This is a genomic window from Streptomyces sp. NPDC050535, assembly GCF_044457665.1.
GTDB lineage: Bacteria > Actinomycetota > Actinomycetes > Streptomycetales > Streptomycetaceae > Streptomyces.
Map to the genome: position 1 here is coordinate 66,141 of NZ_JBITHE010000013.1, position 14,171 is coordinate 80,311.

At 70.9% G+C, this 14,171-nt stretch carries 10 protein-coding genes; 6 read left to right on the forward strand and 4 right to left on the reverse strand.

Features of this window, described 5'->3' with window-relative positions; translation table 11 throughout:
• Positions 1-288 precede the first annotated feature (288 nt).
• Genes ACIBLC_RS26825 through ACIBLC_RS26835 form a run of 3 tightly spaced genes read left to right on the forward strand, consistent with a single transcriptional unit; the run spans position 289 to position 3,168 of the window.
• Complete coding sequence (locus ACIBLC_RS26825) at positions 289-1,437, forward strand: glycosyltransferase family 2 protein (protein ID WP_399213754.1); 1,149 nt, start codon at positions 289-291, stop codon at positions 1,435-1,437.
• Entirely contained in the window at positions 1,427-1,903 is a 477-nt protein-coding gene (locus ACIBLC_RS26830) for a GtrA family protein (protein ID WP_399213755.1), read from the forward strand. Before ACIBLC_RS26825 ends, ACIBLC_RS26830 begins: the two co-directional genes overlap by 11 nt.
• Complete coding sequence (locus ACIBLC_RS26835; RefSeq protein WP_399213756.1) at positions 1,900-3,168, forward strand: NAD(P)/FAD-dependent oxidoreductase; 1,269 nt, start codon at positions 1,900-1,902, stop codon at positions 3,166-3,168. The genes ACIBLC_RS26830 and ACIBLC_RS26835 overlap by 4 nt, the downstream gene beginning before the upstream one ends.
• Before the next feature lie 82 nt (positions 3,169-3,250).
• Here ACIBLC_RS26835 and ACIBLC_RS26840 read toward each other — a convergent pair whose 3' ends face one another.
• From ACIBLC_RS26840 to ACIBLC_RS26850, 3 genes are read right to left on the reverse strand one after another with little or no spacing between them, the layout of a single operon-like run.
• Complete coding sequence (locus ACIBLC_RS26840; RefSeq protein WP_399213757.1) at positions 3,251-5,020, reverse strand: hypothetical protein; 1,770 nt, start codon at positions 5,018-5,020, stop codon at positions 3,251-3,253.
• Positions 5,021-5,023: 3 nt separating this feature from the next.
• Entirely contained in the window at positions 5,024-7,354 is a 2,331-nt protein-coding gene (locus ACIBLC_RS26845) for a glycosyltransferase (RefSeq protein WP_399213758.1), read from the reverse strand.
• Entirely contained in the window at positions 7,351-8,829 is a 1,479-nt protein-coding gene (locus tag ACIBLC_RS26850; RefSeq protein ID WP_399213760.1) for a glycosyltransferase family 29 protein, read from the reverse strand. The genes ACIBLC_RS26845 and ACIBLC_RS26850 overlap by 4 nt, the downstream gene beginning before the upstream one ends.
• A gap of 255 nt (positions 8,830-9,084) precedes the next feature.
• On the opposite strand from ACIBLC_RS26850, the gene ACIBLC_RS26855 reads away from it, so the two are divergent.
• Both ACIBLC_RS26855 and ACIBLC_RS26860 read left to right on the forward strand, forming a co-directional pair.
• A complete protein-coding gene (locus ACIBLC_RS26855) occupies positions 9,085-10,197 on the forward strand; it encodes an acyltransferase family protein (RefSeq protein ID WP_399213916.1) in 1,113 nt (370 codons plus the stop codon).
• Between the two features lie 177 nt (positions 10,198-10,374).
• Positions 10,375-11,319, forward strand: coding sequence for a class I SAM-dependent methyltransferase (locus ACIBLC_RS26860; RefSeq protein WP_399213761.1), 945 nt, complete (start codon positions 10,375-10,377; stop codon positions 11,317-11,319).
• Positions 11,320-12,002: 683 nt separating this feature from the next.
• On the opposite strand, the gene ACIBLC_RS26865 is transcribed toward ACIBLC_RS26860, so the two are convergent.
• A complete protein-coding gene (locus ACIBLC_RS26865) occupies positions 12,003-12,653 on the reverse strand; it encodes a TetR/AcrR family transcriptional regulator C-terminal domain-containing protein (protein ID WP_399213762.1) in 651 nt (216 codons plus the stop codon).
• A 68-nt stretch (positions 12,654-12,721) separates the two neighbouring features.
• Between ACIBLC_RS26865 and ACIBLC_RS26870 the strand changes: the two genes are divergently transcribed.
• Positions 12,722-14,137, forward strand: coding sequence for an FAD-dependent oxidoreductase (locus ACIBLC_RS26870; RefSeq protein WP_399213764.1), 1,416 nt, complete (start codon positions 12,722-12,724; stop codon positions 14,135-14,137).
• The last annotated feature ends 34 nt before the right edge of the window (positions 14,138-14,171 follow it).

Here is a 14,171-nt window from a genome sequence, read left to right on the forward strand (position 1 = left end):
CCCGCCGGGCCCGCGGTCTGGGGGGGACGGCGGGGGGGGGGGGGGCGCGCCCCGGGGGGGGGGGGGGGGGGGGGCCCGGGGGGGGGCCCCCCCCCGGGCACCCCCCCGCCCCTGGCGTGCCGCCGCCCGTCCACGATCAGCCGCCCGGCCGGCATTTACGAAGGGAGACTCGGAAGACAACCCACGGACCCAGTCCGTTCACTCTTGGTTAACAATGCCTCCATAGCTTCCTCAAATGCGTCAAACAGCTTCTTTCACCGGCTCGTTCGGCTTCGTGGGCGCGCGGACATGACCCAGCAGGACATACGTCCATCCGCCCCCGCTCCTGGTTCCGTCGCGCTGCCTGCCGTGCAGCCGGATCTCGAACTCCCGCCCGTGGAGCCGGATCCCGAACCGGCGAAGAGGCCGCTGATCTCGTACGTCCTGCCGGTCTACAACGAAGAGGACGGCATCGCGGCCTTCCACACCGAGCTGATCGCCGCGATCGAGAGCCGCCCGGAGCTCGACTTCGAGCTGCTGTACGTCAACGACGGTTCCGCGGACCGCTCGCTCGCCATCCTCAAGGTCCTGTCGAGGAACGACGAACGGGTCCAAGTGGTCGACTTCGCCCGCAACTTCGGGCACCAGGTGGCCATCACCGCGGGGCTCGACCTCGCCCGGGGCGACGCGGTGATCGTCATGGACACCGACCTCCAGGACCCGCCGCGGGTCAGCCTCGAACTGGTCGACGCCTGGCGCGAGGGCGCCGAGATCGTGCACGCGCGCCGACGCAGCCGGCAGGACACCGCCTTCAAGCGGGCCACCGCGCACCTCTACTACCGGGTCCTGCGCTCCAGCACCGAGGTGGACATCCCGCTGGACACCGGGGACTTCCGGCTGCTCGACGGGCGGGTCGCCGGCGAGCTGCGCCGCTACCGCGAGCGCAGCCGCTTCGTGCGCGGCATCGTCGCCTCGATGGGCTACCGGCAGACCACGGTCGCCTTCGACCGCGACGAGCGGTTCGCGGGCGAGACGAAGTACCCGCTGCGCAAGATGGTCCGCCTCGCGACCGACGGGATGACCAGCTTCTCCACGACGCCGCTGAAGATGATCACCCGCCTCGGCTTCGTGGTGCTCGTCCTGTCGCTGATCGGCATCGTCTACACGCTGGCCATGAAGTTCCTCCGGCCCGAGATCACCGTCTCCGGCTGGACGATGCTGATGGTCGTCGTGCTGTTCCTGGGCGGCACCCAGATGCTGTCGCTCGGCGTGCTGGGCAGCTACATAGGGCGAATCTACAGCGAGGCCCAGGGCCGACCGCTGTACCTGGTGCGCGAGGTGATCGGCGGGCGCGCCGACGAAACCGGCGATCCCGGTGCCGGTGGTCGTGCCGACGGACGGAACGGTCCCGGCGCGGGCGGGCACGCCGACGAGCGGGACGGTCGCCGTGGCCTCTGACACCACCTCCACGACCTCGTCCACGCCGACACCGACGACCTCGCCCACGCCCACGCCCACGGTGACCGACAGCACCGCCCCGGACGGCCGCGCGGCGACCCTGCGCCAACTGCTGCGCTACAGCCTCATCGGCGGCAGCGGCCTCGCGCTCGACCTCGTGGTCTTCCTGCTGCTGCACAACCTCGCGGGGATGGACGAGCAGTTCGCCAACGCGATCAGCACCACCCTCGGCATCGCCAACAACTTCGTCCTCAACGCGCTGTTCACCTTCGAGCGGCGCGACCGGATCGTCGTGCGCTTCCTGCGCTTCTACGCCGTCGGGCTGACCGGGATCGCCCTGACGAACCTGCTCTTCCTCGTCTTCACCGACGCACTGGGGATCGACGCCAACCTCGTCAAGGTCGGCTCCCTCCCGCTGGTCCTGGCGCTTCAGTTCGCGCTCAACAAAAAGTGGAGCTTCGCATGAACCTCGGCATCATCGGCGCGGGTGCCAGCGGTCTCACGGCCGCCTGGGACGCCGTACGCGCCGGCCACCAGGTCACCGTCCTGGAGTCGGCCGGCGAGATCGGCGGTCTCGCCGCGTCGCTGGAGGTGGGCGGCGTCCCGCTGGAGCGCTACTACCACCACATATTCCGCAGCGACAAGGCCATGATCGCCCTGATCGAGGAGCTGGGCCTCGGTGCGGCGCTGCGCTTCCACAGGCCGACCACGGCCATCTTCCGCGGCGGGAAGTTGATCAACTTCACCAGCCCGGTCGACATGCTGCGCTTCCCGGAGTTCTCCCCGGTCGACGCGGTGCGGTTCGCCGCCTCGTCGGCACTGCTCAAGGCGGTACGCGGGGGTGAGCGGTTCAACGACCTGACCGCGCTGTCCTGGCTGCGCCGCTGGGCGGGCCGCCGGGCGACCGCGTCGATCTGGGAGCCGCTGCTGCGCGGCAAGTTCGGCGACCGCGCCGAGCAGGTGTCAATGGCCTGGCTGTGGGCCCGTATCCACTGCCGCACCTTCGAACTCGGTTACGTGGACGGTGGGTTCGAGCGCGTGTACGCGGCGCTGCGGGACGGCGTCGAGGAGCGCGGCGGGAAGGTCGAGTTCGGCAAGGCGGTCGAGACGATCCGGCAGGAAGGGGCCGAGGCGCCCGTGGCGGTGACCTGCGCGGACGGTTCCAGCTACGAGTTCGAGCAGCTGATCGTGACCACTCCGCAGCCCGCCTTCGCCAAGGCGGCCGGGCTGCCCGCCGACGACGCCGTGTGGAAGAACCAGTACCTCGGCGCGACCTGCTTCGTCCTCGAACTGGACCGCAGTGTGATCCCGTACTACTGGCTCAACATCAACGAGCCGGACTTCCCGTTCCTCGCGGTGGTCGAGCACACCCGGATGATCGACCCGTCGGTCTACGGCGGCCGGCACATCCTCTACGTGGGCAACTACGTGGAGCGCGAGGACTGGCGGTTCACCACGGAGCCGGCCGAGTTGCTGAAGGCGTTCGTGCCCTACCTGCGGCGGATCAACCCGGACTTCGACGAGTCCTGGATCAAGGACTGGCACTTCTCGAAGGCCGGGTTCGCCCAGCCGGTGGTGACCCCCGAGTACCGCTCGCTGATCCCGCCCCACGAGACACCGATGAGCCGGGTCAAGCTGGTGACGATGGCGCAGATCTACCCGCAGGACCGGGGGCAGAGCTACTCGGTGGAGCTGACCCGCAAGGTCACGGCCTCGCTCGGACTGCGCTGAGCCGACGGGGCGACCGCCTCGAACCGATGGGGCCCCGGCCGGTGTTCCGGCCGGGGCCCCGTCTGATGGGCCGGGCGTCCTGTCACGTGCCGTTCCTGCGGTCGCACAGGACGAACTGGACGTCGCCGCTCTCCTTCAGGGTCGGGCAGTCGTACACGGCGGAGATGCGCCGCGCCAGTGCCGGATCGACCTTGCCGGGCCGGAACCAGCCCCGGTCCAGGACCGCGTAGGGGGCCGGGTCGTGATCGACGCAGTCGGCGTTCTCCTGGAACGACTTCAGCTCCGTGACGTCCGCGAGGAAGCGGGTGCGCTGGAGGAACGTGGCGATCGGGTAGCGGCACTGGGCCGGGTGGCCGACGAAGTACGCGGCGTCGCCGAAGGCGAGGTAGAGCACCGGGGCGTCGGCGGGAAGCTCGGCACGGATCCGGTCCGCGTCCTTCTCCGAGTCCTCCAGGGACCTCAGGTACCCGGAGTTCGTCGCCAGGACCTCGCCGAACTGCACCAGGTGCGGTGAGCCGGGCCAGCTGCTCGCGGCCAGGCACACCACGCCGGCCAGGGCGGCCAGCACGGCCGGCAGGACCCCGCGCGAGATCCTCGGAGCCGTCGCGCGCCCGCCCGGCGACTGAGCACGGGCCCGCACCCGGGCCTCCAGCCAGGCGTCCAGGACAGCGGCGAGCAGTGCTGCCAGGCCCGCGAGCCCGACGACGTACGGCCGTTGGAGGTCTTCCGGCAGCTTGGCGTAGAGCACCGGCAGCCCGCCGTAGAGCAGTGACACGGCACCGAAGAACCATGGCGGGGAGCGGCGGGCGCCGCCCACGGCGAGGCCCCACAGCGCGGCGGCGAGTACGGGCATCTGGGCGCCGTGGTACATGAACCAGTTGCCCTGCACGGCCACGACCGCCTGGGCGGCGCCGCCGATGGTCAGGGCGACCAGGGTCAGTTCGGTCCTGCGGCGGCGCCCGCGTACCCGGCACAGCACCAGCAGCAGCGCGCCGGGCAGCAGGAGGAGCACCGGGCTCTCCACGGACCGGTCGGCGAGGAACTCCACGGACCGGTCGAGGATGAATCCCGGGTGGATGCCGGTGCGGCCGATCGCCGACGCGTTGAGCTGCGGCATGTCCTTGGTCCACTGCCACTCGTGGGACCCGGCGAGGACACTCAGCGCGAACAGGGCCACCGCGCCGGGCACCGCGATCAGGGCGAGCCGCACGGCCCGGCCCCGGTCGACGGCGTACACGAGGAGCACGCCGATCGCGGCGGAGGCGGCGGTGGAGTACTTCATCATCACCGCGAGTGCCAGGGGCAGCGCGGCCAGCAGCGCCCCGCGCCACGGCTTCTCGGGGCCGAGGGCGGCGGCGAGGGCCAGCACCGTCAGCACGACCGCCGCCCACTCCGGCTGGAGGAAGTCGTTGCGGGGGGCCAGTGTCAGGGCGAGGCCGACGGCGCCCGCGCTGAGGGCCGCCTCGCGGCCGGTGAGTTGGCGCAGCAGCGCCACGTACAGGGCGAAGGCGGCAGCGGCCGCCAGCAGTACGCCGGCGGCCTCGATCAGCGCCTCGTGCACCGTCGTGCCGCCGAAGGTGAGTCTGTCGAGGATCGCGATGAACCACCGGTAGAAGTACGGCCGGTGGGTGAAGACCTCCGAGGGCGAGTAGCCGGCCTGCCGGCCCGTCCGCAGCGCGCCGAGCACGTACTCCAGGTCGCCGGTGAGCCGGCGGCGCACCACGACGTACGCCACGGCGACCGCGGCGGGCAGCGCGACCGCCGGCCACCACAGGGGTGACCGGCGGACGGGTCGCTTCGGCTGTGCTGCTGGGGTGGCGCCGTCGAGGTTGTCGGCCAAGGCGGTCGCCACTGGTCAGCCGCCCAGGATGACGCGCAGATCCGCGGCGTTCGCCTCGGTCACCTTCCACAGCTCCTGCTGGCGGCCGTGCACGTCCGCGACGGTCGCGGCGTGGTCGGCGAGCAGGCCCTGCGAGCGCTCCACGAGCTTGGCGGCGAGGTGCCGGTCGTGCACGGACACGCCCCACTCGGGCCGCTCGATGTCGCTCAGGAAGTACGCCATCTTCGGGTGCGAGATCAGGCTGATGATGGGCGTACCGCAGCCGAACGGGATCATGCCGGCGTGCCCGCGCATGCCGATGACCAGCTTGGTGCGGGCGTACAGGTCGCGGATCTCGTCGTTGTCGAAGTTGTACATCGGAATGACGGGCATCGAGATGCCGTGCTCGCGGCGCAGGTCGAAGGCGATCTTCTCGTCGTCCAGCGAGTGCGCGGCGCACTGCACCTCGGCGAGCTTGCCGAGGCCGCGCACCGCCTCCGCCATCTGCGCCAGGAAGTAGGCGTAGTCGTGCCCGAAGCGCAGACCGGCGCGGTCGTAGGCCGCGTTGATCAGGATGGTGTCCTCGCGCTTGGCCGGGTCCTGCCAGCCGTCGACGAGCTGGCGGGTGACCGTGGTGGGACAGGGCTGGAAGCGCACCTTGTCGTGCAGGTGCTCGGGCAGCATGGCCCGCACCTTCGCGATGGAACCGTGGTTGCGCAGGCCGAAGAACGAGGAGCGCTCCACGAGCTGGCGCAGCGAGGAGCGGAACCGTCCGGCGCGGTAGGACTGTCCGTCGAAGGCGTTGAAGCCCACGGCGAAGACCGCGATCGGTACGTCGATGCGGTTGAGGAGGTCGTCCGGGACGTTCCACTGCCAGGCGCTGTTGCCGTTGGGCATGGTGTCCGGGATGAACAGACCGCCACCGCCGATGACCAGGCCGCGGCGGGCGTTGACGCGCTTGAGGGCGGCCTCGTCGAACAGCCGGTGCGCGTGCACCGAGTGCCAGCGGCGGGAGGTGGTGTCGGGCCCGAAGGCGAGCCGGACGCTCTCCGGCAGCAGCTTGTCGCCGGCGTTGCCCTGGCGGTCCATGTAGAAGGCGACGTGCGCCAGTTGGTCCTCGGCGGGGCCGAGGTCCTGGGTGGGCACGCTGGTCGCGCGGGTGACCCACATGCGGCTGGCGCGGTGGGTGGGGTCGACGCTGATGCCGGCCGTGGCGTACTTCAGCGCCTCGGCGTTGTCGCCGTGCACCCAGGACATCTGGGCGAGGCGGGAGTAGGCGGTGGCGGCCCGGTTGGGGGCGGCGGTGGCCAGCAGCAGCTCCGCCTTGGCCTCGTCGTAGCGGGAGACGCTCATCAGGGCGTGGCCGAGGGTCTCGTGCGCCCAGGCCTGGTCGAGCGGGACCCGCACGCTTTCGAGGACGTCGACGGCGTTCTGGTAGTCACCCGCGGCGATGTGGGCCGCGGCGACCTTGCGGGCGAGCTCCGGGTCGCCGGTGCGGGCGACGTGCGGGGTGCCGAAGTGGACCAGCAGGTCGTGGTGGAGGCCGCCCGGCCGTTCCAGGTAGGCGCTGTGGAACTCGGAGTCGGTGAGCTCGAACTCGCGCCAGCGCTCCTCCGCCTGGCTGTACCCGGACTCGCCGCCCTGCCAGGGCTTGTGGCGCCCGGTGAAGTGCAGGATCGAGACGTCCTCGGGCACCGGCAGGTCGCCGGAGAGCCGCCGCTTGACGAAGTTGTAGCGGGCGTCGAGGTGGACGAACTCGCCGTCGAGGACGGCGTTGAGGATGCCCTGGTCGTGCTTGTCGAGCTCGTAGTCGCCGCTGCGGCCGGTGGCGTCGATCTTCGCGCAGAACTCGTCGCTCAGGTACTCGCGCTGGATGACCAGCAGCCCGGAGTTGAGCTTGTGCTGCCCGTAGAAGAACTGCGGCACGGCCGCCAGGCCCTCGCGCAGCTTCAGGAGTTCGCCCAGGTCACCGAGGACGACCATGTCGGTGTCGAGCGTGATGATCGTGTCGTACTCGCGCAGCCGGAAGATGTCGAGGATGAAGTACGCCTTGCGGACCAGGTAGTTGTCCTGGTCGCCCTTCGCGTACGACTCGTAGTGCTCGGCGTTGACACGGCGCAGCACGATGCGCGGGTGCAGGTCGCGGATCTTGGCGATCGAGCCGGGGCGCAGGTCGTCGTACAGGACGACGAAGTCCTCGCAGACGCTCGGGTTCGACAGGGCGAGGCTGCGCAGCAGGACGAGGAAGCCCGGCAGGTAGTTCTCGTCGACGAAGCTCGCGAACGCGATGCGCCGCTTGCCTGTGATGTCGTGCGCGGCGGTCGGGACCGCGGTGGCGGCGGCCCCGGTCAGGGAGGTCGTGGTCATCGCAGGGATATCCTCATGTCGGTCACGCTCTGAGCCCGCTGCATGACCCATTCCTTCTCGCTGGTGTATTCGTGCACGGACGTGATGGCCAGCTTCATGGCTTCCGGGACGCGGTAGGCGCCGCTCTCGTAGAAGTCGAAGCCGATCAGGTCGAGGGTCGGGCTGACGTCCAGGAAGTCCAGCAGCCACAGCATGTTGAAGCCGGTGGTCGGGATGCCCGACCAGCGGTCGGCGCCGATCTGCCCGATGTTCCGCAGCGGCCAGCGCAGCGTCTCGTCGCCGAGGTACTCCTGCGCGCCGGGCACCAGGCGGTTGCGCAGCGAGTACTTCCAGTCGCCGGAGATGCCGCCGAAGACGAGCCGGGTGGTGACCGGCTTGTCCCAGTTGAAGCCGTGCTTGTGGATCGTGGTGTGGATGTCGGTACGGCTGCCGGTGTTCTTCGCGTCGATCTTGTACGAGTTGAAGCGCACCACCAGGTCGTACGCGTCGATCTCGGCGCCCATCGAACTCGCGCCGACCCGGCCGGAGTTGGCGATCAGACAGATGGACTTGCCGGCGATCTGGTTCCGGAACTCACCGAGCGTGAGCCACTGCACGCCCCCGATGGTGGGGTCGGCGACCGGGCCGCGGGCCCGGATGCGGCGCTGCTCGGCGTAGAGCGCGAGCACCTCGGTGAGGGCGGGGAGTGCGGCCCGGTCTCCGTGGGAGACGCCGGTGCGCAGGTCCAGGTACTGGCTGAGCAGGTCCTGCCGGTCGCCGACCGGGGCGTCGTCGGCGGCGAGCGTGAGGAGCGCGCCGACCAGCCGCGGCTCGGCGCCGGCCCAGTCGCCCGCGGCGTGCCGGGCGAGGCCCTCGGCCCACACCTCGGTGACGGAGTCACCGGTGAAGTCCTGGGCGCGCGGGACCTGGCGCTTGAGGAGCTCGAGGAGTTCCCGCTCGCGGTCCCCGGCAGCGCGCATGCCGCCGATCCGGGCGGCGACGCCGAACCCGTCGTCGGTGGTGAGCGCGAGGTAGCGCTCGTAGGCCTCCAGCGCCTCGGTCTCCTCACCGAGCGCCTCGAGCAGCCGGGCGCGCAGCCGCCAGCCGGCGCGCGAGTTCTTGCGCTCGGCGAGGACCGTGTCGCTGATCACCAGGGCGAGGTTCAGCTCGTCGTCGTAGCCGCACTCCATCGCCTTGTTGGCGACCGCGAGCAGGGCGTCGAGCAGGGCGTTGTCGATCCCCGTCGAGGGGGTCGCCGCGCCCTTGACGGCACGCTTGAGCAGCGCGGTGGCGCCGCCGCCCGTCGGAGCCGGCGCCGGGGCGCTGGTGGCGGACATTCCCCACGCCACCAGCAGCTTCCTCAGCTGCTCGGCAAGCTCGATACGGCGGCGGTCGATGCTGCCGACGAGTTTCCCGCTGTGCGCCGCGCAGGCGCGCAGGCAGTCGTCCAGCTCCCCCCCGCGCGCACGTGCCCGTCTGTTCTGGACCCTCGTCATGGCACTCCTGATTATTTGCCAAGCAAATGCTGTGTTCACTGCTGCTTACCGGCCGATGGCACGATCTTGCACACGTTTGCGCGCGCGTGGGGTGATGATGAGAAAAACTAGGAAGCTAAAACGACTTCCAGGTGAACTCATCGGAACTCCCAGGAAAATGGTTAGCCTGTCAACCATGCCTTGTCTGTGATTCGGACTAACGTGCTGTGACAACCCACCCACAGGACCACCCGCGAGGGGATTTTCGTGACCAGCATGACCGTCCGGCCGGTGACCGACGTACCCAGGCCGCCGGAACGGGCGAAGCCCCGGGAGAGCCGGTTGCGTGCCCTGGACGGACTGCGACTGGTCGCGGCCCTCATGGTAGCGGCGTACCACTACGGCGGTCGGGGGGGTGACGTCACCAGGGCCTGGGGCAGCTCCGCGGAGCGGCAGTTCCCCACCCTGCACGAGTACTTCGCCTACGGCTGCCTGGGCGTCCAGGTCTTCTTCGTGATCAGCGGGTTCGTGATCTGCATGAGCGGCTGGGGCCGGCCGCTCAAGTCGTTCTTCGCGTCCCGGGCCTCGCGACTGCTGCCCGCCTACTGGGCGGCGGTCATCCTGGTCACCGTGGTGTTCGCGCTGCCGGTGGTCGCCTACCACGCGGTGTCGCCGAGTGACGCACTCGTCAACATGACGATGCTCCAGCAACCCCTGGGCGTGAACCGGGTACTGGGAGTCTGCTGGACCCTTTGGGCGGAAATCAGGTTCTACGCACTTTTCGCCCTGTTCGTCGTACTGCCGGGGGCCAACAGGCAGCGGGTGATCCTGTTCTGCGCGGGCTGGACGCTGGCCTTCGTGATCGCGCAGGGCGCGCAGATGCCGCTGCTGGACATCGTGCTGATGCCCGAGTACGCCCCGTTCTTCATCGGCGGCGTGGGCCTCTACCTCGTCCACCGCGACCGGCACGACGTCTACGCCTGGGGCATCGTGATCGTCAGCTTCCTGATCGGGCAGCACTACGCGGTGCGCGAGCTGTGGAACGCGACGGATCCGAACGCCTTCGCCCACCGCACCACGTTCGGCATCGTCCTCGTCGTCGCCCTCGGCTTCGTGGCGGTCGCGGCGATCGCGCTCGGCTGGCTGAACTGGGCGAACTGGCGCTGGCTGACGGTCGCGGGCGCCCTGACGTACCCGTTCTACCTGGTCCACGAGCACCTGGGCTGGGTGGCCATAAAGGCCTACCACCAGACCCTGCACATCCCGTCGTACGGCGCCTTCCTGCTCACCGTCGCGACCATGCTGCTGCTGGCCTGGCTGATGAACCGTTTCGTGGAGAAGCCGTTGACGCCCCGCCTGCGGTCCGCGCTGGCCAAGTCGCGGACCTGATCGCACGATCGGGCGACAGATCCGCCAAAGCCCGACAAAGGGCCCTTTGGTCCGACGTTTACCTTGTCGCGAGTTCGGGTTCCTCCCTACGGGCAGGCGCGAACAGAGTTCGTGTCTGCCCCCATAGGCTTCTGACAGGTTCCCGGGACTGCCGCACAAGGGAGTGCTTCCTTCCTCATGACTGCCACCCAAGGCACGATCCGCCCGCCCCATCGGCTCGACGACGTACCCGGCTGGTTCCCCGTCCTGGACCAGGTGCTCTTCGACTGGTGCCTGGACCGGCAGGAGTCCGCGGGCATGCGCGGCGACCTGCTCGAGGTCGGGGTCTACATGGGCAAGAGCGCGATCTTCCTGGGGCGTCACCTCCAGGAAGGCGAGCGGTACACGGTCTGCGATCTCTTCGAGGGCGACGCCCCGGACAACGCCAACCGGGTGGAGTCGACGAAGTCGTACGCCGCGCTCACCCGGCAGGCCTTCGAGGGGAACTACCTCTCCTTCCACGACGAGCTGCCCCGCGTCCTCCAGGGCCCCAGCTCGCTGGTGCCGGGCGAGGTCGAACCCGGCTCCTGCCGGTTCGTCCACATCGACGCCTCGCACCTGTACGAGCATGTGTACGGGGACATCGAGGCGGCCCGCGACGCGCTGCTGCCCGGCGGGATCGTCGTCCTGGACGACTTCCGCTCGGAGCACACGCCCGGCGTCGCGGTGGCCACCTGGGAGGCCATGCTCAGCAGGGGCCTGCACCCGGTCTGCCTGAGCTCCCAGAAGCTCTACGGCACCTGGGACGATCCCGAGCCGGTCCAGGAGGAGCTGCTGGCGATGGCCCGGGAGCGGACGGACTGCCACCTCAGCCTTCAGCAGGCGGCCGGACACCGCCTCATCCGCCTCAAGTCCAAGAGCATGCGCGCCCCGGCCTTCCCGCCCTCCCGGCACTACACGGAGAGCCCCGAAGCCGCGGTCCCCCCGGCGGACCCGCCACCCGCGACCACCCCCGCCGCCGCCCAACGCACACCCGCCCCGACCCGCAGCGGCGCCCGCACCCTCGCCCTGGACCTGCTCCCCCCGATCGTCACCCGCGCGATCCGCCGAGCCCGCGCCGCCAGACGATCACCGGGCCGTTGAGCCCCACCCACGCCGCCAGACGATCACCGACCCACTGAGCGACTCCCGCGCCGCGAGACGGTCACCGGGCCGCCGAGCGACTCCCGCGCCGCCAGTCGGCACCGGGCCACTGAGCCCCGCCCGCGCCGCCCAGCGGGCCGGCGGGACACCGAGCGGCCTCCCCGCCACCGGACGGCCGGGCGGGACGCCAAGCAGCTCCCGCGCCACCCAGAAGGCCGCGTGGGACACCAAGCAGGCGCCGCGCCGGACATCGGAGAGGCACCGCGCGGACACCGAGCGGCTGCGCGCCACCAGACGCCCGACGACGCCGAACGGCTTCAGCCCCGCCGGAGGACCGGCGGGGCACTGAGCGGTTTCCGGGACCCTGCCGCGAGTTCGGGCGGGACGCTCCAGCGCTTCTCCGCCCCCGCCGAACCGTCGGAACGGAGCACAGACCCGCTGTCAGCCCCGCCCAAGAACCGGGCGGAACGCCCTGGCGGTTCTCGCCCCGCCCGGCGGCCGACGCGGAGCGCAGACCCGTTCCAGCCCCGCCGGAGGACCGGGCGGCTCCCAAGCCCGGCCGGCGGACCAGACGGGGCACCGAGCGGCTCCACCCCGCTGAGCGGCCGGAGCGGGGCGAAGCCCGTCTCCGGTCCGCGAAACAGCCGGCCGCTCCCCGCGCCGCCCCCGCCCAGGCGGCGCGCTCACCCGATCCCGTACCGCGCCTCGATCCCGCCGATCAGTAGGTCCAGCCCCGCCTCGAAGCCCTCGGCGTAGTTCTGGAAGAGCTCGGTGCCCGCGGCGGCCGCGAGGGGGAAGGCGGCCATGCGGGCGGCGCGCTCGTCGACGTCGTAGCCCTCGCGGCGCTCCCCCGGCAGCGGCGAGACGCCCTGTTCCTCGGTGACGAAGCCGAGGGTGAAGTGGAAGGCCGTGGTCGTGGCGCGGACGGCCTGGGGAACGCTGAAGCCCGCCGCGACCAGGGCACGGAGGTTCGCCTCCATCTCGACGGCGTGCTCGACGCCGGTGAAGCGGGAACCGCTGAACACCTTGGCGCCGTCGCGGTAGCCGAGCAGCGCCGCGCGCAGCCCGCGCTGGCTCGCGAGAATCCGCTCCTGCCAGCTGATGCCCGCGGGGAACGGCACGTCCGCGACCATCCGGCGGTACATCTCCGTCGCCATCTCGTCCAGCAGCGCCTGCTTGTTCTTGAAGTGCCAGTAGAGGGCGGGCGCCTGGACGTCCAGCTCCCTGGCGATCGTCCGGAGCGTGAGCCCGTCGAGGCCGACCTCGTTGAGGAGCCGCAGGGCGGTATCGACGACCTGCTTCTTGTCCAGCTTGGGGGATCTCTGACTAGCCACGCTTGACAGTTTAACGCCGTTAAGGGCACGCTCCGGGCAAGGAACTTAACAGCGTTAAGGAGCTCACCGTGAACACGTACGACACCGACGTACTCGTCGTCGGCGCAGGCCCCACCGGACTCGCGCTCGCCCTCGACCTCGCCCGGCGCGGCACGCGCTCCCTCGTCATGGAGCGCGCCGACGGGCTCTTCCCGGGTTCGCGCGGCAAGGGCCTCCAGCCCCGCACCCAGGAGGTCTTCGACGACCTCGGCGTGCTCGACGCGGTCCGCGCGGCGGGCGGCCCCTACCCGGTCGGGATGATCTGGCAGGACGGGCGGCGCAAGGGCGAACACAGCATGTTCGACACGGCGGAGGCGACGGAGGCCGAGCCGTACCACGAGCCGTGGATGCTGCCGCAGTGGCGGACGCAGCGGATCCTCTTCGACCGCCTGACGGAGCTCGGCGGCGAGGTGGCGTTCGGCCGGGAACTGGCCGGCATCACCCAGGACGCGGACGGCGTGACGGCCGCCTTCGCCGCGGGCGCCCCGCTCCGCGCCCGCTACGCCGTCGCCGCCGACGGAGGCCGCAGCACCGTCAGGCGCGCACTCGGCATCGGCATGACCGGCGAGACGGTGGACCCGAACCCGATGCTGGTGGCCGACGTCCGCGTCACGGGCCTGGACCGCGACAACTGGCATGTCTTCCCGCCGACCGACACGGAGGGCTTCATGGCGATCTGCCCGCTGGCGGGAACGGCGGACTTCCAGGTGGCGGCCCAGTTCGCGGAGGGCACGGACATCGACCTCTCCCTCGACGGCATCCGCAAGGTCGTCGCCACCCGCTCGCACCTCTCCCCCGAGGACGTGACCGAGGTGCGCTGGGCCTCGGACTTCCGGCCGCGGGCGGCGATGGCCGACCGGTTCCGCGAGGGCCGCGTCCTCCTCGCGGGCGACGCCGCGCACGTCCACTCGCCCGCGGGCGGACAGGGCCTCAACACCAGCGTCCAGGACGCCCACAACCTCGGGTGGAAGCTCGGCGCGGTACTGAGCGGCGCGGCGCACCCGTCCCTCCTCGACTCCTACGAGGAGGAGCGACTGCCCAACGCCGCGCACATGCTCGGACTGACCACCCAGGTGCACCGCGGTGAGGTCCGGCGCGGCGCGGCCACCCGGCAGCTCGGCCTCGGCTACCGGGGCTGCTCGCTCGCGGTGGAGACCCGCCAGGGCCTGCCCGAGGAGGCACTGCGCGCCGGCGACCGCGCACCGGACGGCGTCCATGGCGGCGTGCGCCTCTTCGACGCGTTCCGGGGACCGCACTGGACCCTGCTCGCGGTCGGCACGGACGAGGACCTGCCCGACCTCGCCGGCGCCCCCACGGTCCGGATTCCGGCGTACGAGGCGTACGGGACGGGGATCTTCCTCGTACGGCCCGACGGTTACGTGGGCTGGGCGGGCGAGACGACGAAGGGGCTGGCGGAGTACGCGAGCCTGGTGGGCGTGGCCTGACTACACGCAGGCCGAAGTCACCACCCACGGCTCG